The sequence below is a fragment of the Lentibacillus saliphilus genome, assembly GCF_019093865.1.
Taxonomy (GTDB): Bacteria; Bacillota; Bacilli; order Bacillales; family Amphibacillaceae; genus Lentibacillus_B; species Lentibacillus_B saliphilus.
In genome coordinates this window covers 363,804-387,425 of the sequence record NZ_JABJXD010000001.1, presented here as the reverse complement: position 1 = coordinate 387,425, position 23,622 = coordinate 363,804, and the positions used below count along the sequence as shown (strand labels likewise).

26 protein-coding genes and 1 riboswitch are annotated in these 23,622 nt (G+C 38.7%); of the genes, 14 read left to right on the top strand and 12 right to left on the bottom strand.

The annotated features are described in order from the left end of the window. The first annotated feature begins 60 nt into the window (after positions 1-60). The 6 genes from HPC67_RS02035 to HPC67_RS02010 all read left to right on the top strand — a co-directional run bounded on the left by HPC67_RS02035 (position 61) and on the right by HPC67_RS02010 (position 7,051). Positions 61-1,275 (top strand): NAD(P)/FAD-dependent oxidoreductase, encoded by a 1,215-nt coding sequence (locus HPC67_RS02035; RefSeq protein ID WP_217585767.1) that lies wholly within the window; start codon positions 61-63, stop codon positions 1,273-1,275. A 228-nt stretch (positions 1,276-1,503) separates the two neighbouring features. Further along, on the top strand, positions 1,504-1,755 hold the full coding sequence (locus HPC67_RS02030; protein WP_217585766.1) for a hypothetical protein: 252 nt from the start codon (positions 1,504-1,506) through the stop codon (positions 1,753-1,755). A 77-nt stretch (positions 1,756-1,832) separates the two neighbouring features. After that, positions 1,833-2,708: a VanW family protein gene (locus tag HPC67_RS02025; protein ID WP_246569575.1), complete on the top strand. Its 876-nt coding sequence runs from the start codon at positions 1,833-1,835 to the stop codon at positions 2,706-2,708. Positions 2,709-2,846: 138 nt separating this feature from the next. After that, a complete protein-coding gene (locus tag HPC67_RS02020; protein ID WP_217585765.1) occupies positions 2,847-4,625 on the top strand; it encodes a M3 family oligoendopeptidase in 1,779 nt (592 codons plus the stop codon). Between the two features lie 86 nt (positions 4,626-4,711). Continuing rightward, a riboswitch (TPP riboswitch) is annotated at positions 4,712-4,815 on the top strand. 107 nt (positions 4,816-4,922) lie between these two features. Continuing rightward, complete coding sequence (gene thiT / locus HPC67_RS02015; RefSeq protein ID WP_217585764.1) at positions 4,923-5,495, top strand: energy-coupled thiamine transporter ThiT; 573 nt, start codon at positions 4,923-4,925, stop codon at positions 5,493-5,495. Between the two features lie 134 nt (positions 5,496-5,629). After that, complete coding sequence (locus HPC67_RS02010; RefSeq protein WP_217585763.1) at positions 5,630-7,051, top strand: hypothetical protein; 1,422 nt, start codon at positions 5,630-5,632, stop codon at positions 7,049-7,051. A gap of 82 nt (positions 7,052-7,133) precedes the next feature. Here the strand turns inward: HPC67_RS02010 and HPC67_RS02005 are convergent, their stop codons facing one another. The 7 genes from HPC67_RS02005 to HPC67_RS01975 all read right to left on the bottom strand — a co-directional run bounded on the left by HPC67_RS02005 (position 7,134) and on the right by HPC67_RS01975 (position 10,850). Continuing rightward, complete coding sequence (locus HPC67_RS02005) at positions 7,134-7,991, bottom strand: DUF421 domain-containing protein (protein WP_217585762.1); 858 nt, start codon at positions 7,989-7,991, stop codon at positions 7,134-7,136. A gap of 14 nt (positions 7,992-8,005) precedes the next feature. Beyond that, positions 8,006-8,209 (bottom strand): DUF1657 domain-containing protein, encoded by a 204-nt coding sequence (locus HPC67_RS02000; protein ID WP_217585761.1) that lies wholly within the window; start codon positions 8,207-8,209, stop codon positions 8,006-8,008. A gap of 8 nt (positions 8,210-8,217) precedes the next feature. Continuing rightward, on the bottom strand, positions 8,218-8,568 hold the full coding sequence (gene spoVAE / locus HPC67_RS01995) for a stage V sporulation protein AE (RefSeq protein WP_217585760.1): 351 nt from the start codon (positions 8,566-8,568) through the stop codon (positions 8,218-8,220). Next, the gene (gene spoVAD, locus HPC67_RS01990; RefSeq protein ID WP_217585759.1) at positions 8,565-9,581 is read right to left on the bottom strand and encodes a stage V sporulation protein AD; all 1,017 of its coding nucleotides are present in this window, start codon (positions 9,579-9,581) and stop codon (positions 8,565-8,567) included. The genes spoVAE and spoVAD overlap by 4 nt, the downstream gene beginning before the upstream one ends. Beyond that, the gene (gene spoVAC / locus HPC67_RS01985) at positions 9,581-10,060 is read right to left on the bottom strand and encodes a stage V sporulation protein AC (protein WP_217585758.1); all 480 of its coding nucleotides are present in this window, start codon (positions 10,058-10,060) and stop codon (positions 9,581-9,583) included. Before spoVAC ends, spoVAD begins: the two co-directional genes overlap by 1 nt. Positions 10,061-10,077: 17 nt before the next feature. Then, on the bottom strand, positions 10,078-10,536 hold the full coding sequence (locus HPC67_RS01980; RefSeq protein WP_217585757.1) for a YhcN/YlaJ family sporulation lipoprotein: 459 nt from the start codon (positions 10,534-10,536) through the stop codon (positions 10,078-10,080). 107 nt (positions 10,537-10,643) lie between these two features. Next, entirely contained in the window at positions 10,644-10,850 is a 207-nt protein-coding gene (locus HPC67_RS01975) for a DUF1657 domain-containing protein (protein ID WP_217585756.1), read from the bottom strand. 222 nt (positions 10,851-11,072) lie between these two features. Between HPC67_RS01975 and HPC67_RS01970 the strand changes: the two genes are divergently transcribed. The 5 genes from HPC67_RS01970 to HPC67_RS01950 all read left to right on the top strand — a co-directional run bounded on the left by HPC67_RS01970 (position 11,073) and on the right by HPC67_RS01950 (position 17,495). Continuing rightward, positions 11,073-12,353, top strand: a complete 1,281-nt coding sequence (locus HPC67_RS01970; RefSeq protein WP_217585755.1) for a molybdopterin molybdotransferase MoeA — start codon at positions 11,073-11,075, stop codon at positions 12,351-12,353. A gap of 4 nt (positions 12,354-12,357) precedes the next feature. Next, a complete protein-coding gene (gene moaA, locus HPC67_RS01965) occupies positions 12,358-13,380 on the top strand; it encodes a GTP 3',8-cyclase MoaA (protein WP_217585754.1) in 1,023 nt (340 codons plus the stop codon). 14 nt (positions 13,381-13,394) lie between these two features. Continuing rightward, positions 13,395-13,805, top strand: coding sequence for a YwpF family protein (locus HPC67_RS01960; protein ID WP_217585753.1), 411 nt, complete (start codon positions 13,395-13,397; stop codon positions 13,803-13,805). Positions 13,806-14,129: 324 nt separating this feature from the next. Beyond that, positions 14,130-15,491, top strand: a complete 1,362-nt coding sequence (locus HPC67_RS01955; RefSeq protein ID WP_217586230.1) for a TrkH family potassium uptake protein — start codon at positions 14,130-14,132, stop codon at positions 15,489-15,491. Between the two features lie 18 nt (positions 15,492-15,509). Next, the gene (locus HPC67_RS01950; protein ID WP_217585752.1) at positions 15,510-17,495 is read left to right on the top strand and encodes a sensor domain-containing protein; all 1,986 of its coding nucleotides are present in this window, start codon (positions 15,510-15,512) and stop codon (positions 17,493-17,495) included. A gap of 81 nt (positions 17,496-17,576) precedes the next feature. Here the strand turns inward: HPC67_RS01950 and HPC67_RS01945 are convergent, their stop codons facing one another. The 3 genes from HPC67_RS01945 to lepB all read right to left on the bottom strand — a co-directional run bounded on the left by HPC67_RS01945 (position 17,577) and on the right by lepB (position 20,740). Continuing rightward, positions 17,577-18,725 carry a S1C family serine protease gene (locus tag HPC67_RS01945; RefSeq protein WP_217585751.1) on the bottom strand — a complete coding sequence of 383 codons (1,149 nt, stop codon included), beginning with the start codon at positions 18,723-18,725 and terminating at the stop codon, positions 17,577-17,579. Positions 18,726-18,743: 18 nt separating this feature from the next. Next, positions 18,744-19,901 (bottom strand): zinc ribbon domain-containing protein, encoded by a 1,158-nt coding sequence (locus HPC67_RS01940; RefSeq protein WP_217585750.1) that lies wholly within the window; start codon positions 19,899-19,901, stop codon positions 18,744-18,746. Positions 19,902-20,209: 308 nt separating this feature from the next. Further along, on the bottom strand, positions 20,210-20,740 hold the full coding sequence (gene lepB / locus HPC67_RS01935; RefSeq protein WP_217585749.1) for a signal peptidase I: 531 nt from the start codon (positions 20,738-20,740) through the stop codon (positions 20,210-20,212). Between the two features lie 247 nt (positions 20,741-20,987). On the opposite strand from lepB, the gene HPC67_RS01930 reads away from it, so the two are divergent. The 3 genes from HPC67_RS01930 (at position 20,988) to HPC67_RS01920 (ending at position 22,036) form a co-directional block, all read left to right on the top strand. Further along, positions 20,988-21,173 carry an aspartyl-phosphate phosphatase Spo0E family protein gene (locus tag HPC67_RS01930; RefSeq protein WP_217585748.1) on the top strand — a complete coding sequence of 62 codons (186 nt, stop codon included), beginning with the start codon at positions 20,988-20,990 and terminating at the stop codon, positions 21,171-21,173. A gap of 177 nt (positions 21,174-21,350) precedes the next feature. Beyond that, positions 21,351-21,485 carry an FbpB family small basic protein gene (locus tag HPC67_RS01925; protein WP_343327790.1) on the top strand — a complete coding sequence of 45 codons (135 nt, stop codon included), beginning with the start codon at positions 21,351-21,353 and terminating at the stop codon, positions 21,483-21,485. A 230-nt stretch (positions 21,486-21,715) separates the two neighbouring features. Further along, entirely contained in the window at positions 21,716-22,036 is a 321-nt protein-coding gene (locus HPC67_RS01920; protein ID WP_217585746.1) for a hypothetical protein, read from the top strand. A gap of 18 nt (positions 22,037-22,054) precedes the next feature. On the opposite strand, the gene HPC67_RS01915 is transcribed toward HPC67_RS01920, so the two are convergent. Next, positions 22,055-22,534: a YkyB family protein gene (locus HPC67_RS01915; protein ID WP_217585745.1), complete on the bottom strand. Its 480-nt coding sequence runs from the start codon at positions 22,532-22,534 to the stop codon at positions 22,055-22,057. 88 nt (positions 22,535-22,622) lie between these two features. Continuing rightward, positions 22,623-23,501 carry a metallophosphoesterase gene (locus HPC67_RS01910; RefSeq protein ID WP_217585744.1) on the bottom strand — a complete coding sequence of 293 codons (879 nt, stop codon included), beginning with the start codon at positions 23,499-23,501 and terminating at the stop codon, positions 22,623-22,625. Between the last annotated feature and the right edge of the window lie 121 nt (positions 23,502-23,622).

Sequence of the window (23,622 nt, the reverse complement as noted above, 5' to 3'; positions counted from 1 at the left end):
TGGATGTGTAACACAATATGTGCGAACTGAAGGATGACAAAGGAAGGGAGCTTGCACAAAATGAACGCTAGCAAACCGAAAATTGTAGTGCTTGGTGCTGGATATGCTGGTATGATGACAACAAAGCGCTTATGTCAGCAGTTGCAGCCCGAAGAAGCAGATATTGTGCTTATTAACAAGCATAATTATCATTATCAAACAACTTGGTTACATGAGGTAGCCGCCGGAACGATTAATCATAATCTCGCACGCATTATGATCAGTGATGTTATTAATCCTAACCGTGTAAGATTGATTTATGATTCTGTTGTTAAGGTAAACAAAGAGGAGCAATTGGTTGAATTAGAAAATGGTGAAGTTAGCTATGATTATCTCGTATTCTCACTCGGCTTTGAAACAAATACATTTGGCATTAAAGGTATGGACGAGCATGCATTTTTCATTAATGACATCGATACGTGCCGAGAAATAGATAGTCATATTGAATATCAATTTGCTAAATACCGAAATGAAGAAAATGCTAATGATGATAGTTTAGCCATTCTTGTTGGCGGAGGCGGATTTACTGGTATTGAATTATTAGGTGAACTCGTAGAGAAGGTTCCAAAGCTTTGTAAAAAGTATGATATAGATCGTAATAAAGTTCGCATCATCAATGTTGAAGCTGCACCAACCATCTTACCAGGATTTGATAAGGATCTCGTTGCCTATGCGAAAGACTCACTTCAATCACGTGGCGTTGAATTCATGGAAAACGCAAAAATACAAGAATGTACAGAAGACGGATTTATCGTCGGTGATGACCATGAAGAAATAAAAGCTGGTACAGTCGTCTGGACCGGGGGTGTTAAAGGAAGCTCCGTTCTAGGTGAATCAGGATTTGAATTGACAAAAGGTAAGGTTACTGTCAATGAGGATCTACGGGCACCAGGTGAAGAAAATATTTTCATCTTAGGGGATTGTGCTTGGGTTATGAACAAAGAAGAGGGGCGCCCATACCCACCTACTGCTCAAGCAGCAATGCAGCATGCGGATACATGTGCAAACAACATCCGTGCTTTACTTCATGATGAGCCATTAAAGGCATTTAAGTTTTCTGATAAGGGTACGGTAGCTTCCCTTGGTGTCACTGATGGAATGGGAACGGTATTATCTGGAACAAAATTATATGGTAAGCCAGCTGCAACAATGAAGAAAGTGGTTGATAACCGTTACTTATTCTTGCTCGGTGGACCGAAGCTCGTGCTGCGGAAAGGCAAGTTCCGCCCGTTCTAGATGATTCATAATAGTTTGCCAAACAATGTGGCATGAGGAGGAGTATACAATGAAAAAAGGTAGTTTATATGCCATTCTGATGGCTCTGGCATCGGTTGTTGGCTATGTGTACGCCAGTCGAAAGATTGAGGATACCAGAGATTTTCGATAAGTAACCTGTACAGGCTGTTCTGCACAATGTGACGGAGCAGCCTTTTTATTTAATTAATGGTAAGGGGGGCGTGGTGAATGAGCCTAGGATTGATTGTGTTTCTCATAATATTATTCATCATTGCAGTTGGTGGAACGCTTTATGCGTTTAAACAAGAAGAAAAGAAGATGGAGCAATATGAAGCAAAAGGAGATACACCTACTGATGAACTTGAACGCTCGCATGCGTATGAGACCGAGTCATTAAAAAGTAATATCCCGTTGCAAATTGTAATTTATAGCTTGACATTAATCATTACGATTATTGTGTTTGTTTGGTTTATTTTATAGTGTAGCCGTCTGAATAGCATGCATGAATTATAGCTAAAGTTCTTATACTAAGTGAAATATGATTGGGAGGATAGGCTATGAAGCATGCTTTATCAATCATGACGATAATGTTTTTATTATGGTCGTTTACTCAGACAATAACTGCTGCACAAATTGATGTTTTTTATAAGGAAGATCTCATTCGAACGGTTGATGGTGACTACTTTATGATAGATGGAACAGGTGGGTTGATTCTAGACCGCCATAAGCTTCATGCATTTATACAGACACTTGAGGAACATGTCTACAAGCAACCAAAAAATGCAACCTTAACAAAAAAAGGACATATTAATTCTGAAGTTCCAGGTATCCGGATTAATCAGGCATTATTCATGAGACGATTTTTGGAGCATATGTCCTTGAATACGCATACAGAAATGACGATCCCCACGGAAGTTATTTATCCAAGGGTTGACAGTGAATTACTTGATCAACTTCGTCGAAATAAACTAGGCGAATATACAACACATTTTAAACATCAACATAAGGAACGGAGTCATAATATCGACTTAGCAGCACAAGCGATCAACAATCATGTCGTATTTCCCGGGGAATCATTCTCTTTTAATGAGGTGGTTGGTAAAAGAACGGAGGAAAGAGGTTATATGCGTGCTCCGGTCATTGTAAAAGGAGAGCTTTCTGAGGGGATAGGAGGCGGCATTTGTCAGGTGTCATCCACATTGTTTAATGCAGTTAGCTTAAAGGGGATCCAAATCGTTAAACGATATTCCCATAGCCGTGACGTACCTTATGTTCCGCCAGGTCGAGACGCAGCAGTAAGCTGGTGGGGCCCAGATTTTGTCTTCAAAAATCGCTATAGTCAACCTTTGTTAATACGTGCCGCTGCTAAAAACGGGACTTTACACGTGCAAATTTATTCCACACCACATGTAAAGGTAAAAGGAGAAAATTGATGTGACTCAATATGCTTATATATAAAAGCGCATTGGTCATATCCAACATGGAATAATAAACCGAACTTGGTATATCATTATGAGTCATTACCTGTATAATAGAATAATAGGACTTTAACTAAGGGAGGAATCAATGGAATGGGCCAAACATATGAACAAACGTGGGATCTAGAGACGATTTTTGCTGGTGGTAGTGATTCAGAGGCATTACGTACATACATTAGTAATATTGATGAAAAAGTCATCGACCTTGAAAAAGCGATTAATGACTTTGAGTCTACTGTTGCTGACGCCACTCACCTAATTACTATAATTTCAAAATTCGAGGCAGTGATGAAGCAATTTCGTGAAGTATCTGCGTTTATAAGCTGTCTCAGTGCACAAGATGTGACGGACAAAGGTGCAACGATACTCGTTGGAAAACGTAGCGAACTTGGGGCGAAAATGGGTGAAATTTCAACGATGTTTGATCAAAAGCTTGTCGCTGTAAAAGAATCGGACTGGAACAGTCTTCTTGAACACCCAAAATTAAAAGAGGTGGATTTTGTTCTTAGTGAACGTCGAACACAAGCAAAAGAACAACTTCCTGCTGCTCAAGAAGTGCTCATTAATGATTTGGCGGTAGATGGCTATAACGGCTGGGGGCAAATGTATGATGCGATCGTTGGAAAAATGACTGTTGACGTTGAAGAAGATGGTGATGTGAAATCTTATTCCGTCGGTCAAGCAGCTAATAAACTGAGCCATCCAAATAGATCTGTCCGTCAGCATGTGGCTAAGAAACTAGATGAAGCATGGTCTGGTAATGCTGATTTGTTTGGTCAGACGTTAAATCATTTGGCTGGTTTTCGCCTGCAAACCTATAAGCATCGAGGATGGCATAACGTACTAAAGGAACCGCTGGAAATTAACCGAATGAAACAAGAAACACTTGATGCAATGTGGGGGGCAATATCGCGTAACAAACAACCATTTGTTGATTTTCTACATAAAAAGGCAGAACTGTTAGGTCTTGAAAAGCTTAGCATGTTCGATATTGGCGCTCCTTTGTCAAAGACGAATAAAACCTATTCCTTTACAGAAGGCGCAGAATTTATTGTTGAGCAGTTTAAGGCGTTTAGCCCGAAAATGGCCGATTTTGCTCAAATGGCATTTGAAAACAGATGGATAGAGGCAGAAGATCGTGCCGGTAAACGTCCGGGTGGTTTTTGTACGAGTTTTCCTGCTAGTGAACAGACACGTATTTTTATGACGTATTCTGGGACAGCGTCGAATATTGCGACACTTGCTCACGAGCTAGGTCACGCGTATCACCAGCACGTTATGAATGATATTCACGGGCTAAACCAACGGTATGCGATGAATGTTGCTGAAACAGCGTCTACGTTTGCGGAGATGATTGTTGCCGATGCGTCAGTACAAAATGCGACATCACCAGAAGAAAAACAAGCATTGCTAGAGGATAAAGTGCAACGCAGTGTGGCGTTTTTCATGAATATACATGCACGATTTTTGTTTGAAACACGTTTTTATGAGGAAAGAAAGCAAGGTATGGTGTCTGTCGATAGACTGAATGCGTTAATGGTTGAAGCACAGAAGGAAGCGTATTGCGACGCGATTGAGGATTATGATCAGAATTTCTGGTCTTCAAAACTACACTTCCATATTACCGGCGTTCCATTCTATAACTTCCCGTATACATTTGGTTATTTGTTTAGTCTCGGTATTTATGCGTATGCAAAAGAAAAAGGCGGTAGCTTTGAAGATGCTTATATTGCCCTTCTTCGTGATACAGGTCGTATGACAGTTGAAGACTTGGCGATGAAGCACTTAAATGTTGATTTAACGAAACCTGATTTCTGGGAGAATGCCATTAAGCTATGTGTTGCCGATGTTGAAGCCTTTCTTGAAATGTAAATCATTAACGTTATCTTTAACAATTGGTAAATTTGTTAAGGATTCGATCGTATGATACACTAAGTTTAACGAAAAAAGCGAATAATCAAGCCTTCAGGGGGAGCCGTATGGCTGAGAGTGAGCGTGAATGTGCTCAGACCCTTCGAACCTGTTAGTTAGTACTAGCGTAGGGATGGTGGCTTTTTTGATGGAATAAGAAGTAGTGTGAGCGGTTTCCCATCAGGAAGCTTCCCCTTGGCACTGCTTTTTTTGTGCTTTCTCATAAAGAGAGAGTTATTAAATGGGGAGGAGAACACAATGCAATCAAGGCGTATTTTGTTTTTAGTTGAGGTTGCCATGCTCACGGCTATGGCATTAGCTTTGGATATGATCCCGTTTCTAAAGTTTAAGATTTGGGCAATGGGTGGCTCAATTTCGTTGGCGATGGTGCCCGTATTTATTGCTGCCTTTCGCTGGGGACTTAAGGGTGGGCTTTTGACCGGATTTCTTTGGGGTATTCTTCAAACAGTGGTTGGAACACCATTTATTGTACACTGGGCTCAGGCTATTATTGATTACGGGCTTGCCTTTACGGTAATTGGCTTTGCAGGCTTGTTTGCGAAACGTATTCAAAGAGCAGTTAAAGCTGGTGATACCCAGGTTTATTTATCGGTGATTACGTTAGGGGTTTTTGTCGGGTCGGCTCTACGTTTTGTAGCCCATTATATAGCAGGCTTAATCTTTTTTGAATCTGCTATTGAGGGACAATCAGTCTGGGTTTATGCGTTTCTTTACAACATATCCTATATGGTTCCATCGTTTATCATATCGGTTTTTGTTGTGTATTTTCTTTTTAGAACACAGCCAAAAACATTGTTAAGAATGGTGTAAATAAAGCTACCGCTCACATGAAAAAGCAGTTCAAAGTGAACTGCTTTTTCACTTTATAAAACAGTGTTCGATGCACCGCTTAATGAATGTAAGCATAGGCTATAACCATATTAGAAGAGAAAGAAGGCGATCATGTGGAATTAACCCTTTCTCATTGGCTATATGGTTTGTTTACCTTGGCGATTATTGTAACGATGGTTTGGCGTAAAGGTGTTGTATTTCCGACATTATTGGGGACCTTTGTCATTGCCTGGGTTTATAAAGGTAATATGATTGATGGATTGACAGCGATTTTTAATGCTAATCTCGTCGCTGCAAAAGAGTTATTTAATATCTTCTTGATTATTACGTTTATGCTTGCCTTACTACATTCAATGCGAGATCTTGGTGCAGATCGACGCATGATTCAACCGTTACAGAGGCTTATGGTGAATGCACATGTGTCTTATGTTATTTTAGCTGTTGTCACGTACGTCATTTCTCTGTTTTTCTGGCCAACACCAGCGGTACCACTTATCTGTGCATTACTCGTTCCAGCTGCTGTTCGATCGGGCCTTCCAATTATGACGGCTGCTGTTGTTGTAGCTTTATCAGGTCAAGGAATGGCGCTTTCATCTGACTATATCATGCAGGTTGCACCAGGTTTATCAGCAGCATCCGCGGGTGTTGAAACAACAGTTGTAGCGGACAAAGCGCTTATACTATCGCTCGTTGTCGGTATAACGGCTATTATAGCCGCATATTTGCTCTATCGTAAGCAGATGCGGACGAAGGGGCACGTCCTTAATGAACAGGAATTGGAAAATTTACAAACAACAGAGACAATCACTCACAAACCACAAACAAAACACCATGATTTTTGGAGTAAATTGTTTGCCGTAATCGTCCCGTTATCACTATTGCTCGTCGTTATTTATATGATGTCTACAAAATTAAGTTCAGGGCGAATGGGCGGTCTTGAAGGAGGCGATGGTGCTGCTTTTGTAGGTGGGGTCGCTGTTGTATTGTTGTTATTGTCAACAGCAGCATTTGGTAAACAACATGCACTCGATTACATTACAACGCATATCACGAACGGGTTTGTTTTTGCCTTTAAAGCGATGGGGCCAGTCATTCCGATCGCAGGGTTTTTCTTCTTAGGGAGTTCTGATTTCTCAGGTGACATTTTAGCAATTGAAGCCAATGCACCTGCATTGTTGTTTGACCTTGTGCAATCAACACAAGATATTCTTCCGCAGAATGCGTTTTTAGCAGCTTTCAGTATACTCATTATTGGAATGATAACTGGATTAGATGGATCCGGATTTTCCGGGCTTCCATTAACGGGGGCATTGTCTGCTTCGTTGAACAGTGGTGGACTTGATGCAGAAACGCTAGCGGCGATAGGTCAAATGGGTTCAATATGGACTGGAGGCGGCACACTTGTGGCGTGGTCATCGATCATTGCTATTGCAGGATTTTGTGGCGTATCAGTCATGGAATTAGTTCGTAAAAACTTCTTTCCAGTTTTAATAGGCTTATGCTTAGCAACAGTAGGGGCAGTTATATTTCTATAACAAGATAAAGCGTAAATGAATAAAGGGCAAGAAGGGGAGTGGTGAAATGCCCGCCCATCTTGCCTGATTATAGATGTATAAGTTATTGTAAGTAGCGTTTTACTAAATCGATGGCATCTTGAACATCTTGACTGTTTTTTTCATAAAGTGTTTTTGATGCTGGGCGATCGGTTTCAAGAGCGAATAATTCAAGATCGGCCTGGCACTTTTTTAACGTAGCGAGTAGAAGTGGCTTTTCAGTTGGCTGGGCAACCGTTAGTTGATCGTCATACAAATCAACTGTGAGCTGACCGTCTGTATCGGCTTGGGCGAGAAAGACATTGTCTAGACTTATGTTCATTTTATCAAGCTCAGTCTCAAGCCAGTTCAAACTTAGAGATAGGTTGGCTAGTGGTTCAAGTAAAACGTTTCCATCCATGATGATTGTTTCAGGTTCTTTTTCTGGTGCCAGCTGCAATTGAAGATCTTTTGGTGTGAGCGGCTGGTTTTCTTTTTTAGGTAATACGCTTACGGATCCAGACGGTTCTAATAGAGCAAACTCGACATCAGCCGTTCTAAATATATCTTTCTTTCGCAGACTTTGTAATAGATCATCTGCAGAAAAGCCTTCTTTTTTTAAGTTATCCTCCATAATTTTACCGTCTTGTATGAGAACGGTACTTTCGCCCTGAGTGAAATTACGAAACGTTTTACTTTTTAAGGCGACAATGTCGACGAGGTAAGGCACAATAAACCATACGAGCATCGCAATAAACGCATTTATAAGATTGGCATCTGTATCAAAAGAATGAATGGCGACGATGCCCCCAAGTACAATGCCAGAGATATATTCAAAAATACTCATTTGAGCAAGCTGCTTTTTTCCGAGCCATTTCGTTAGAAAAAATAATACGACTAGCAGGAAAAGAGATCGCAGTATGACGTTCAACCATTCGGGCATAATCACCATCCTCTCTATGATTTATATTGCGGCTCCTCATTACTAATCATCATGACTTGTTTTTGAATATCGTCTTTAACGTGAGATAATATTGTTGCTGCTTGTTCATATGCGTCTTTAGCATCTTTATCACGCGTTTTTTGTGCTAAAGCACGTGTTGAGGCTTCAGCGCTTTTTATGGATGACAAGCAGCTTTTAACCTGACTACCGACAGTCATATCATTAGTCACCCTTTCGGTTTAAATAAAATAGCTCCAATGACACCAAAAATAATTGCAGCAGATATACCAGCGCTTGTAACTTCAAACATGCCTGTTACCACGCCAATTAGTCCGTGTTTCTCTGCTTCAGCCATAGCGCCATGTACGAGGGCATTGCCAAAACTTGTAATTGGAACAGTCGCACCTGCACCTGCAAAATTGATTAATGGATCATACAGGCCAAATCCATCTAATATTGCCCCAACGACAACCAAAGTTGTTAGGGTGTGGGCAGGTGTTAGCTTAAAAACGTCAAACATAATTTGTCCAATCATACATATGAGTCCGCCAACAACAAAAGCCCAAAAAAAAGTCATAATTGATCACGTCCTGCTTCAATTGATACAGCATGGGCAATACATGGAATGGAATCATTTTGTTGGATCGACAAAGGGGAGTGTAATGCACCTGTAGCAACGACTAACATCCGTTTGATAACCCCTTTTTGCATTAAGTTAAGATAGTGACCATATGTTCCAATTGCTGCACAGGCAGCTCCACTGGCGCCTGCCATGACAGGTTGATCTTTTGTATAAATCGTTAATCCACAATCGACATATTGCGATTCGGTCACATTAATACCTCTTTCATTTAATAAATCACGAGAAGTGCGATGCCCAATTTCACCGAGATCACCGGTAATAATTAAATCATAATAGGATGGATCGATTTTCCGATCTTTTAAATGGGCGATGATTGTATCAACAGCAGCCGGCGCCATTGCACCTCCCATATTAAAGGGATCACTCATTTCCATATCGACAATTTTTCCAATTGTAGCGGAGGTGACGACAGGACCAGAACCTTCTTTACCTAATAATGCGCACCCTGCCCCTGTAACGGTCCATTGAGCGGTCGGTGGTCTTTGACCGCCATACTGAGTAGGATAACGGTATTGTCTCTCCGTAGCAGAGCGGTGGCTTGAGCTTCCTGTTAAAATATAATTTGCGCCACCACCATTAATAATTAATGCACTAAGGGCAAGACTTTCAGTTGTTGTTGCACATGCGCTAAACACGCCAAGATAAGGGATTCCGAGCGTTTTCGCAGTATAGCTTGTTGGGGTGATTTGATTAATTAAATCCCCACTTATAAAATACTGAATTTGTTCTTTTTCAAGGCGAGTTTTTTTGACCGCGATTTGACATGCTTCTTCCATCATAGTTTGTTGAGCTTTTTCAAATGAAGCTTGTTTAAGCCACATATCTTCGTGTAATATATCAAAGTCTTGTTGAATATTTCCTTTTGCTTCATAGGGACCACCTACTACACCAGTCGACAAAATGACGGGACGTTGATGGAAAGACCAAGTGCGTGATCCAGTCATCATTATAATCCACCCCACTCAACGAGGATCGTCTTAATTAAGGCAATCATAAATGCAGAAAACACGCCATAAACAATAACTGGTCCTGCAAGTTTAAGCATATTGCTACCAGTACCAAGAACAAAGCCTTCTGTTCGATATTCAATTGCAGCCGATATGACAGAATTCCCGAAGCCGGTAACAGGGACAGCAGACCCAGCACCAGAGAATTGACCGATTTTATCATAAACACCAAGCCCCGTAAGTATCATCGTAATAAATATAAGTGTGGCGACAGTTGGATTGCCAACTGTTTCTTCGGTGAAATTAAAATAATATATATATAATGTAGAAATGATTTGGCCGATTAAACAAATTGATCCACCAACTAAAAAAGCTTTAACACAATTGGTAAAGACGGTTCGCTTCGTTTCACGTTTATCTTGAAACGCTTGATAGGTTTGTGCAGCAGGTGGCACATTTTTTTTCTTTTTGTCGGCCATGTTGATCACCTTCTCATTTAAGTTTTTTTACGCATGAGTTTAATTAATTTTTGAATTTTAATTTCGAGTTGTTGTTGGGATATTTGCTTATCTTTAATATGTTGTTCTAAACGATCGATTTCAATGACGAGTTTTTTATCAGTGGATAGTTCGACAATCATTTCAGGAAATTCATCAATAATGGCTTCTGAATATTTCTTTTTATACGTTTCAAGCTTAAAACGTTTATTGTGATCGATCTCGACCGCAATAATAACGGTTTTTGGTGTATTGACAGCTTTTATCGTATTAATTTCATCGAATTCACTTAACTTTTTTTTGACTTCATTGGATATATGTTGATCTGTTCCATCTGATACGCTCAACGGTGTGTATTGGACATCAGTGCCACTACGCCCAATTTCATTGGGTGTAGAACAGCTTTGAAGAACGACCATTAACGTACACCATAAGATGAGAAAGAAGCTGTTCTTCATATTATATGACCCCCCGTTTTTGATTGGAGGCTGGGTTAGAATATGGGTATATTCCCTTTGAGACAATCGACGTATAAAACCTCAGATTTGACCCAGCCTCACAAAGTTTATAGCCCCTTGTATTGTGGTTCTTCCTGCTCAATTTGCTTGATACGAGGTTCAACGGTATCTATGATCGTCTGTGTTTGCTGTGCCGCATTTTCGTACAATTGCTTGGCTTGCTTATTTTCCGTTTGAAGTGCAAATTGTTCTAAACTGGCCTGCGCACTTTTTAATCCAGCGAGTGTTTGCTTGACTTGTGTTCCGACAGTCATGATATGTGCCTCCTTTTTTACGCGTTGGTACATATGTTAGCATTTAATGTTTCATTAAAAATATACTCTGTAACCTTTGCCTTATTATGACAATACATAACGTGTAATTAAGTCGAAAAACTTACAATAACACTCAGTCATATCAATTTTGACCTGTTTTTGGTAAACTGATCGTATATACAAATATAAGGCAATATTTTTCACGAAAGGCGGTTTAAGCAGATGATTAAAATAAGACAACCGATTGATGTACAAGAAGCGGTTGCAAAAGTCATGACATATAAACGAACTGCTCATTTTGAAAACGTAGACATACAGATGTGTGATGACAGGTATTTAGCAGAGGATATTGTTGCAACTCATGCTGTACCTTTATTTGACAAGTCGCCTTACGATGGATTTGCGCTGAAAGCTGCTAATACGGCAGGTGCTAGTCCTGATGCCCCGGTAACCTTTCAAGTCGTGGATCATATTGGTGCAGGTCATCTTCCTCAGGCCGCATTGCAATGTGGACAGACAACTCGAATTATGACGGGAGCACAAATTCCTGAAGGAGCAGATTGCGTTGCAATGTTTGAACATTGTGATTCATATGAGAAGAATGGCCATACATATATGACGATCACGAGAGAGCTGTCATCTGGTGACAATATCGTCAGAAGAAGCTCTGAAATGAATGAGGGCGATCTTTTAATTCGAAAAGGAACGAGAATCAACCCGGGGGTAAAAGCGATCTTAGCTACATTTGGCTATCACCAGGTAAAGGTGGCTACTCGTCCGCTTGTCGGTGTCATTGCAACTGGAACAGAGTTGCTTGATGTTGAAGAACGATTGGAGCCGGGCAAAATCCGTAATTCCAATGCGTATATGGTTGCATCGCAAATTCATCGCGCTGGTGCGCGTTATAAATATTTTGGACAATTACCTGATGAGCTGGAGCCGAGCCTAACATTCATATCAAAAGCGCTTGAAGAAGTGGACTTATTAATAACGACTGGTGGCGTTTCGGTAGGTGATTATGATTTAATGCCAGCTATTTATGAACGTCTTGGGGCACGTGTATTGTTTAACAAATTAGCAATGCGTCCAGGTAGTGTGACGACTGTGGCAGTAAAAGACGAGAAGATATTATTTGGATTATCAGGAAATCCTTCAGCTTGTTATGTAGGATTTGAGTTATTTACGAGACCAGTTATCCGTCACCGTCTATTGAGCCCAACACCTTTTCATAAACGCGTAAAAGCGACACTTGCAGAAGATTACCCTAAAAGTAATCCGTTTACACGCTTTGTTCGGAGTTATATTGAATATGAAGATGAAGGATTGACCGTTCATTTAGCGGGAATAGACAAATCAAATATTGTATCATCCTTACCAAATACAACGTGTTTAATGGTATTGCCAGGCGGGACTGAAGGATATCAAGCAGGTGATAAGGTTGATGTTCTACTTCTAGAAGATATGACTGGACAATGTGAATTTGAAAGCAATAAGGAGGCATGATTAAGTGCAAGCCCATCAATCGCCTATAACAGATGTTTTTGGCAGACCACTAAGAGATTTACGCATTTCTGTAATTGATCGTTGTAATTTAAGGTGTAACTATTGTATGCCTAAAGAAATATTTGGAGATGATTATCCGTTTCTACCGGAGCATGAGTTGTTAAGCTTTGAAGAAATGACGCGGCTGGTACGAACGTTCGCACAGCTCGGAGTTGAAAAGGTGCGCATTACGGGTGGAGAACCACTCATGCGAAAAAATCTAGACGCCTTCATTGCTGATTTAACAAATATATCGGGAATAAAGGATATAGCGCTGACGACGAATGCGTTTTTCTTGCCGCGACAAGCGAAACGGTTGAAAGCGGCTGGCTTAAAACGGGTCAACATCAGTCTTGATGCAATTGAAGACGACGTTTTCAAGCAGATTAATGGTAAAGGTGTCGTAACGCTACCAGTTTTGAAGGGTATTGAAGCTGCCCAACAAGCAGGCCTTGAAGTTAAAGTGAACATGGTCGTAAAAAAAGGTATGAATGAAAGTCAAATCCTTCCAATGGCGCGTCATTTTAAAGGGCAAGATGTCATTCTCCGGTTTATAGAATTTATGGATGTCGGAAACCATAACGGCTGGGACTTTAATAATGTTGTTTCAAAACAGGAGATCATTGATACGATACATCAAGAGATGCCACTTGAAAAGGCAGAAGAAAATTACTATGGGGAAGTTGCTTCCAGATACCAATATAAAGATGGGCAGGGCGAAATTGGTGTCATCTCATCTGTGACGGATTCATTTTGTGGGACGTGTACCCGATTACGCCTTTCTGCTGATGGGAAATTGTATACGTGTTTATTCGCCTCATCCGGTTATGATATTCGTTCTAAGCTACGCGCTGGAGTAGCGGATGATCAGTTAACAAAAAGCATAGCTGAGCTTTGGTCGTTAAGGAGGGATCGATATTCAGATGAACGGTCAGAATTAAAAAGAACGAATCGGCCAAAAATTGAAATGTCCTATATCGGTGGTTGAATGGAGGTTGGTTAATGAAAACGTTTAAGCTCAAAAGCCTGACGGTGATGGAAACGGACGGCGATGCCTTTGTACACCATGAAATTGATTTTATGGATGGTTTGATCATTAATCGAGAAGATGAAGAAAACCGCTGGGTCATTGAGGCCTATACGACAAGAGCTTATCGTGAATTATTTAAACGACTACAAACGACTGGTGAAGATCTTATGATAGAAGTACGCATTACAAATGTTACGAATCCACCAGCTACCTTTATCACATCTATTATTGGTGTTAATGACATTAGTGATCATATGAACGTCTTATTCATGGGTACGATTATAGATCAAAGAAAACAATCGGTTGAACAACATCTCAAAGCACTTATTGATGCAGGCTATCAAGGGGACATACTCCTCGAAAAAATTAAACAATCCTTATAAATATGATGAGCGTATTATTAATACAACGAAAAAGTCACTTGAATTGCAAGTGACTTTTTTGGTTTAACGTCATAATCGAAAGTTAGTTATGTATACATTGTCATTTGACGTATTGAGAAACCATATTTTTAAAAAATGATCACGTTATTTATAAGATATAAGCATAACGTAGCAGCTAGTTGTCTAAAGAAGTAAATTGTCGAAAATACAGGCATTAATTAACACAGCCTGTTATAATGATATTAACAAATGAACCATTTCGTTCGATATATTTAGTAGCAAAGCTTTTATATGAAGTTGTTTGCTGTAAGGAGTCGTCGCATGATGTTTTTTGGCCATCCGGTCCTGCGCAAGATAAGGACATTGTCAGCCTTTCAAATGATTATAGTCTTTTATATGTTTGCTGTTGTTGTATCTACGGCTCTATTGTCTCTACCGATTGCTTATCAAGAGGGTGTTGAAGTCCCTTTTATTGACGTATTATTTACAGCTGTGAGTGCCATCAGTGTAACTGGCCTTACGACGGTTTCAACGGTTGACACATTTAGTACAGCAGGTATTTTTATTCTTGCTTTTGTTTTACAGCTAGGTGCAGTAGGTGTCATGGCGATGGGCACGTTTATTTGGCTTATTTTAGGTAAAAAAATAGGTCTGAAAGAACGGCGCCTTATTATGACAGATCAGAATCAAACACGCTTTTCAGGTATGGTTATGCTGATTAAACAATTATTCATTGTTTTAGGTATTATTGAATGTGCTGGTTTTTTAATTCTAGGTACCTATTATTTGCAATACTTTCCCCCGAGTGACGCATATTTGCACGGTTTTTTTGGGACGATAAGTGCAATTTCAAATGGTGGTTTTGACATTACGGGGTCATCACTTATGCCTTTTAAAGATGATTATTTTGTTCAATTTGTTAATATGCTGCTCATTATTTTTGGTGCAATCGGTTTTCCCGTATTAATTGAGGTTAAAGACTATTTATTTGCAAAAAAAGATGAACGTAAATTTATTCGTTTTAGTTTGTTTACGAAATTAACGACAGCGACATTCTTTATTTTAATTGTTGTTGGTGGAATCATTATTTATTTATTAGATATGAAGCATTTTTTTGCAGGACGCTCATGGCATGAATCGTTTTTTTATGCATTATTTCAATCCATTACAACGCGAAGTGCTGGTTTGTCTACTATGGACGTTAGTCTTTTAACAGAACAAAATCATTTGTTTATGTCATTTTTGATGTTTATAGGGGCTTCGCCAAGTAGTACGGGAGGCGGAATTCGCACCACCACCTTTGCCCTTGTTGTAATTTTTATTATTACGTATGTAAGAAGTGGACAGAGTATTAAACTATTTAAACGGGAAGTTTATCAAGAAGATTTGCTCAAAGCTGTTACAGTGTTACTTGTAGCCTTGGTCTTTGTGTTCGTGTCACTCATGTCAATCTCTATCGTTGAGCCTTTTTCCATCATAGAGATTTTATTTGAGGTGACATCTGCATTCGGAACAGTTGGTTTATCTCTTGGGATAACGAGTGATTTAACGTCCTACAGTAAAGTCGTTTTAATGATTCTCATGTTTATTGGTAGAATCGGAATCATTACGTTTTTATTTACATTTAAGAATCATAAGAAACAAGGCAATTACCGGTACCCTAAAGAAAAAATCATAATAGGATAAATGTTGGGAGTGTAGGTCATGACGCCGAAGAAAATCGATTTGCCAATACACAAACACATATTAAATCGATTGAAGGAACCTATCGCATTTGTGAACGCTGACGGTCTCATCATTGGTGGAAATTGTGCTGCTTTAGCACTTCTTGATTTAAAAGAGTGGGATAATCAATCAATTACGTCATTTATAAATTTTGATATGATCAAGCAACATCTTGATACACATACACTTTTAAATTTATATACGCAACCAGATAAAATTTTAGATGTTAAATCGGTACAAATCGATGCCCATACATATTGCATAATCATAAATGAATTGTCGCTACAAGAACGAAAAGCAGAAGTAAAGGCCTATATAAGTGAATTGGATCGAACGCATATTGAAGGAATGGTGGTATTAAATAACACACAAATTATTGATGCGGATGAAACCTTTGTTCATATGTTCGGCTATTCATTGAAAGAACTTAAAATGATGGACTTATCTGAGTTGGTACAGAATAGGTGTGCACCTGTTCAAAGTAATCCGTTATCAAATGCCCATAAAATTGGCACGTGTGATTTGATTGGTGTAAAAAAAGATGGTACAACATTTTATGCTAAGCTGAATGAGAAAACGTACATTAATGGGCAAAATGGACAATCAACAAGGATTGCTTTAATTAAGGATATCAGTGAGCAAGTAGCAAATGAGAAGCAGATCGAATATATGGCATATTATGATGAACTAACAGATATGCCAAATCGGAATTTTTTTATTGAAGTTTTAAAACAAACAATTGAAGAAGCAGAGAAGACTGGAGAAATCATTGCCATTTATTTCATTGATCTTGATTATTTTAAAGAAATTAACGACACACATGGCTATGCTTTTGGTGATGAACTGCTTCGCGCTTGTGGCAACCGATTAAAAACGCTTTTACAAGAGGGACGATTTATTGCAAGAATGGGTGGGGATGAATTTCTACTTATGCAACGTCAAGTTGACAATGTTAAGGGCGTTTCAGACTTTGCAGAGGCCATCATTAAGGAATTTGAAAAGCCGATTAATATTAGAGGCTACGACATTTACATAACACTAAGTATTGGAATTAGTTTATACCCTCAAAATGGGCAAACGGCAACCGATTTAATCAAGCACGCGGATTCTGCGATGTACGTTATAAAAGAGAAACATAGAAATCATTACAATTTATTCGATTCTTCCATATCAGAGAATTTCAAAACGATGCTGACGATGGAAAATGAAATGCGTAAGGCATTACGAGAGCATCAATTCAGATTACATTATCAACCACAGAAAAGCTTACGTTCTGGACATATTATTGGTATGGAGGCGTTATTGAGGTGGGAGCATCCAGTTAGAGGGATGGTTTCTCCAGGAGAATTTATACCATTAGCGGAAAAAACGGGTTTAATTATTCAAATTGGAGATTGGGTGATTGCGGAGGCATGTCGACAGAATAAGCAATGGCAGGATGAAGGGTATAAACCAGTTATTGTGAGTGTAAACTTATCTGCAAGACAATTTCACCAAAAAGACCTTGTCGAAAAAATTGAACGCGTACTTACTACTACTGGACTAGAGGCACAATATCTAGAACTAGAGATTACGGAAAGTATGGCAATGAGTCATGAATCTTATATACTTGACACAATGAAACGTTTACGTGAGCTAGGAGTGCACGTTTCAATAGATGATTTTGGTACGGGTTATTCATCTTTAAAATATTTGAGCCTCTTTCCAATTACGAAATTAAAAATTGATAAAATGTTTATAAATGGTAAACAGGAACAAAACAAGGCAATTGTGAAGTCAATTATTCATATGTCACATTCTTTAAATATGAAAGTGATTGCTGAAGGTGTTGAAACGAGTGAACAGTTGAGTTTTCTCGAAAAAGAAAAATGCGATGAAATGCAAGGCTTTTATTTCAGTAAACCGCTGCCACCAAAAGATATTAGCAACCTATTCGATACTGCTACATTAAGTCAATCACATTAAAGTATATCTATAAAAACAGACTAGCATGTATGGACTCCAAAAGTAGGGAGACACATCATCTAGTCTGTTTTTATGCTTTAATTATTCGCTAGGTTTTTGAGTGGTGCGGTTTGACTGCAAGATTTTAAGTTGTTCATTTTCAAAGCCAATAACGAATTCGTACGTATATTGCGTTTTAACTAATTCGTCCTCTTTCGGTTTTTTGCTGTTAATGGATACTTCAGCAGTTGCTTGAACAAGGTTATCATCAATAATCTTTGTTGTTACTTTATCAAATGTGAGCTCAGCTAATTGCATGTAGTCTTTTCTAAAATCTGGATACGAGGTATTTTTCTGAATACCACTACCTAGAATCGTATAAGCTCCTACGTAATCACGCATAGAGAGACTATCAAAGAAATATTCCAGTAAATAATCTGCATCTGTCATAAGTTGATCAGGATCAGCTTTATGAATGATATCTTCGGTGCTGGCAAAATCAAGCTGATCAGTTTGCGCTTCATTTGACCATTGTCTCAGTTGGGGGATGACGTCATCTATCGGTATACTAAAACCAAGTGTCCCGTCTTCAGTTCCAACAGAGTTGATTCCAATCACTTTTCCCGATTCGCGATCAATTAATGGCCCACCACTATTACCATGTGTAATTTGGGCAGAAATTTGATATGCATTTCGATAGTCATAACCATCTACTGTAAAGTTGCGTTCTGTTCCGGATATGATACCCAATGTAACAGTGTTTTGAAATCCGTGCGGGCTCCCAAGAGCCATAACTTCATCTCCAACTTGGGCTTTCTTTTCTTCAATTTCTAAATGGACCTGACCTGCGAGCTGCGGTACTCTTATGAGAGCAATATCCGTTTCTTCACTAATGCCGACAATTGCGGCTGGATATATTCTCGCATTGGCGGTGCGTACGTATATAACATCAGCATGTTTTACGACATGAGCATTGGTAACAATATCGCCCATTTCATTATATAGAAATCCGGATCCCGTAATGGTTTCATTGTCACTCCTACCTTCAATGAGCATAACATTTTTTTCTGCTTCATGAATAATAGAGGTAAGATCTCGACCGTCATTTTGTTCATTAATTTCATTAACGATAGGACGTTCCACAACGACCGCCTTTGTGCTCCAAATTTGATATATAAAATAGATTGATAAAAGCCCTATCACTAATATGAGTATAGCTGTAATAAAAGGTCCTTGATGCTTTTTTAGCATAGCTTCAACTCCATCAGGTTAATTCGTATACCATTTAATGGTGTCTACTTTCACACGAATATCGTCGCCTTTATTTTGTATGTCATAGTGGGTGAATTCAAATTGTCCTATTTCGCCCGGATACAATACATCAGGATAGACATAAACATGATGTGTAGAAAATTGTTCTCCATTTTTGGTTGTCAAGGCATATTCAACAGATATTGAATTGATCGGGATGGTTGCGACACTTTTAACCTTTCCCTCAATGAGCAGATTACCTTGCTCGTCATTTTTGGCTGAAACGGAAACGAGCTCAATTGCATCATTTTCATTTATTTGTTGTTCTTCAACAGCTGTATTGATTGCTTGCTCTATGCGTTCCTGTTGCATTGTCTCAAATGCAGTTTGCTCTTTTTCGATCGTAGTTTGTAAACTGAGCAATTTCTCTGATTGAGGGGCATACTTTAAACCATCCTCCACAATTACAGTCGCATCTTTGAAATGGTTGTTATTAATTTGTTCACTTGCTTTCGAAAATGTAAAATCAATAATCCGCTCTCGAATATCTTTTGTCATAGTTGCTGCTTCTTCATTGGCGATGGCTTCTGCATCCCATAACAATATTTTTAATTCATCAATCGTTGGGTCTTGCTGAAGCTCATGTTTGAGTTGCAACGTTTTAACTTGGTCTCTTTGCTTAGATACATAATCAATGAGTTGAGCAACAGCTTCACCGCTGAAATTATCTAATTGTCGCTCGGTTTCATTAACAAGCGACAGTGCACGTTGAAAATCATTGTCTTGAGCTGCATCATGTGCTTTTTGAATGTCTGTCTCTATTGTAAGAGCAGACTGGGTGAAGCTAAGTGCGGCTTGTGCTTGATTAAAATTTGGATGATATTGCACAGCATCTTGAAACAGGTTACGTCCTTTTTCATAACTGCCCTTTTCAATATGGGCTACACCTTGTTCATATAACGACAGTGCTGTTTGTGTTTTATGTTGTAAAATCACATAAGATAAGCTTATCGCAATGAGTATAACTAAGATTAAACTCAGTGGTATATACCAATATTTATCAAAAGACTTTTGTTTAAGACGTACGTCCATGTCATCAGGGAGGTTTTTACCGCATTTAATGCAATAGGTTTCATCTTCCATTACATGTGTGCCACAATAAGGACAGTGTGCCATTGTTTAACCTCCTAGTTAAAAGCTAATTGCGTAATTTCGATTAAATTAGATTAATAGTCTGCCTCTATTTTAACATATCTTTGCTTTCATTAGGTATGTAAAATTGGTATGATAGAAAGGTGATTCATGGTTAAATTTTCTTATATAGATCGTAAAAGGGGGGACTACTATGTGGGAAATTGCATTTGGGGTCGTTTGTCTAGGTGTTATTGTATTGAATATCGGTTACTGTATATTTGATAATGAAAAATAAACAAGGGCAGCGACAGTTTTGTCGCCGCCCGGTTATTATTATATGAAGAGATGGTCTATCGTGTCATTCCCCATTGGTCAAATGGATAGTATATGAATTCCGATCGCCCGATAATGTCATTTTCTTTTATGAGCCCCAAACCATTTCTACTATCGCGACTCTTGGCACGATTGTCACCCATAACAAAATAACTATCTTCTGGGATATGAATAGGGCCAAAATTACCCGTGTTATTGATCGCTTCTTCTTCAATAAATGATTGCTTAAGTGGTTCGTCATCGATATATAACATATGATCGTTCATTTCAATTGTTTCTCCTGGGAGACCAATTACGCGTTTGACGTAATTTTTGGTTGGATGCTGAATGATTACGATGTCACCACGATCAGGAACATCAAATAAATAGATAAACTTGTTAAATATAACCCGCTCACCGTTTTTTAACGTCGGATCCATGCTTTCGCCTTCCACAACAGAGGTCGCAAATACGAAAGTTTGTAATAACAATCCGATAACGACAGCAATAAATATGGCCTTACCCCATTCTAACCATTCATTTTTTTTCTTATCTTTCCTCTTGTTCACGGAAGACACCCTTTCTCTATGCGCTTATTATCATAATAGCATAGCTTTAAACGTCTTACTAATAAATTTTCCGTAAAGCAGACTGGTTATAGGTGTTGGGTGCCGTAACACTCTAAAAATGAACCAATTTTGTATGAGCGGAAAAAAATGAACAGACTTCCACACAAAACAAACACACGTTCTTGTATATTGTGGAATTTTTATACAATTCATGATAAAATTAGAGCAAGTTTCCCAAAGGAGATGTATGTTAATAATGACAAATGAAAAACGATTACTAATAGAAATTGAGGAGCTGCGCACAGTAATGAGCCAAACTGTTTCTGATCAAGGATTGTCTTGTCCTGAATCAATCCGACTGAGCCAGCAATTGGACAGCCTTATGAACTTATATGAAAAAGAGAGACAAAACGGAAAAAGGAAGATTAATTAGTGTAAAAGCATATATAATTTATGCGCAACAATGAGTGAGGAGTCATTCATTAATCGCATCAACCACAGAATTTACATAATCATGTAAATGAATTGTAATACAATTTTCTAACAATTAACATTTTTTGGTGCGCGTCTTATGTTATAATAGAGCTACTTATTAAAAGGAGTGATGATGATGCACCCCAAATATAAAACATTTCAAGAACTTGTAGACGAAAATAGGAATGCTTTGTTACAAGATGAAAATGAATTAGATAAAATTGAAATACGCTTAGAAAAAAAAGCAGCTAACGATATGCAAGATCGGTAAAAAAGCAGATATGAGTGTCATAGTAATGGAGAGGGAGGTGAATGATACCTCTCTTTTTTTGTTATTACTGGAATTATTTATGAACGCGCATTATAACGCAACATACATGGTGCTTCATTAGTAGCATACGGTATGTTTGCGATTTGTGATTTGGGGCATAATAGATAGAATAATGTATACAAAGGTAGTTGATCGTTGTGTTCATAGGGACATTTATAGGGTTTATAAATATGAGGCAGCTGTTTATTTTAGGAATAAAAGAGGAATATATTTATGCGGGTATCGTGTTATTATGTTTAGTGGTGTGTTATTTTTTTGTTCAACCACTTGTTATTTGGCTCGTTAAGGCAAGGGCGGATGCTGCGTTGTCTTATTTATTGAGCAGTTTAATGATTCTTGTTTTATTGTTGTACGTACGCCCAGACTTAAATACAATGGCACCTGAATCTCTCCTTAAAATCGTTCTTCAATGTATGGGTGCTTTTGGGGGCGTTGTTTTGGTGAGAAATGTTTATAGACGTCGTGTTAGCAAACAAAAAAGGAGCATTTGAATGCTCCTTTTTTAATAATCAATATCGCGAAGAGTTTGCAGGAGGCCACTTCATCTTACCGAGAGATGACGGCGTAAAGTAACGGGATGTGTATGATTTTGTCTTTGTTTGCTCTCTTTGTGATGGTGGCGACCAATCCAGATAGCGGTAGATAATTTTCTTCGCGTGAGATAATGACATTTTTGTTTGAGGATTACGGTAGTTTTCATCTAGGTGTCCGAGATGATCAAGCTCCTGAAAGTCATTTCTCGTTGGAGGCATGTGAAAAAAATAGTTACCAATCTTAACGAGTAACGTCGAGTGTTGATTGCTTAATTTGGGGTTGTTAGAAAAATGAAGTCCAACTTTCTCTGCTCGTTGTTCCTGAAGCAGCTGGTTAATGGCTTCTTTTTTTATTGTGTATAGATGTTGAGGCTGTGGAGCCGTTTTAGCGTGACGATTAACCGTAAAAATCGCTTTTGCTAAGTCATCAACTGGTATGTTATGGCGATCGTGCATAACTCATCCTCCCTTCATAACGTTACTTCTATCCTATCGTAAAGCTTGTCTACATTCAACAAAAAAATCACTACTGTTCAGAAAAATATTACATGTCTCCGCTGTCTTCTTGAGTTTTACCGCTTTTTAGCGTAAACACATGAATTTCTGGACGACAAAAAAAACGAAACGGCATGCGGGTTGTACCCACGCCTTTATTCACATAAAGAGAAAAGTGATCATTTGGAAAATGATAGGTACCATGAATGTATTTTTTTGCATAGATGGGTGTATAAAGGTGGCCAATAAAAGGTAGCCGTATTTGCCCACCGTGGCTATGACCTGATAATTGTACATGCACTGAAGAATCTTTAACGTTCTCTGCAAAATCAGGCTCATGCGCAAGGAGTACGGTGAAGTTTTCAGAATTGCTCCCTTGAAGTGCTTGCATTAAATTAGGATTACCGAGAATCATGTCATCAACACCTGCTAGAATAAAAGATTCGTCTTGTTGATTGATAACTGTATGTTCATTTTGCAATAACGTAAATTGAGCATCAGACATGACACGTTTAACGATGTCAGTACCATATCCGCCATGGTCATGGTTACCATATACCCAATATTTCCCTGATGGTGCTTGTAATTGTTGTAGAGCATCAGTGAGATCATTGCTCCAATTGAAGCTATCAGGGTCATCAACGAGATCACCTGTAAATACGATTAAATCAGGAGATAAAGCGTTGATCTGTTGCACGAGTTCTTTAAATGCTGCCAAATGATAATGAAACCCGATATGCGTATCTGAAAACTGGATGATTTTAAAGTCGTTGAATGCTTTAGGAATTAAGTCTGATTGTATGGTTTCTCGCTGAATGTGAAGCCAAAAAGGTTCAATTGCATTTGCGTAATAATATGTGCTACCACTAAGGCCGACGATGAACGCACTGCCACCAAGCATTCTTTTTAGAAATGTTCTTCGATTCATACGTGCAATTTCCTCTCAAATTAAAATAAAACAGGACTCTAACTGTGTATTATAGCATTGATCGGAGGAAGAAATGAATTATTTTTACGAATGGAAGCACATTAAAAGAATGAGGCTGGGA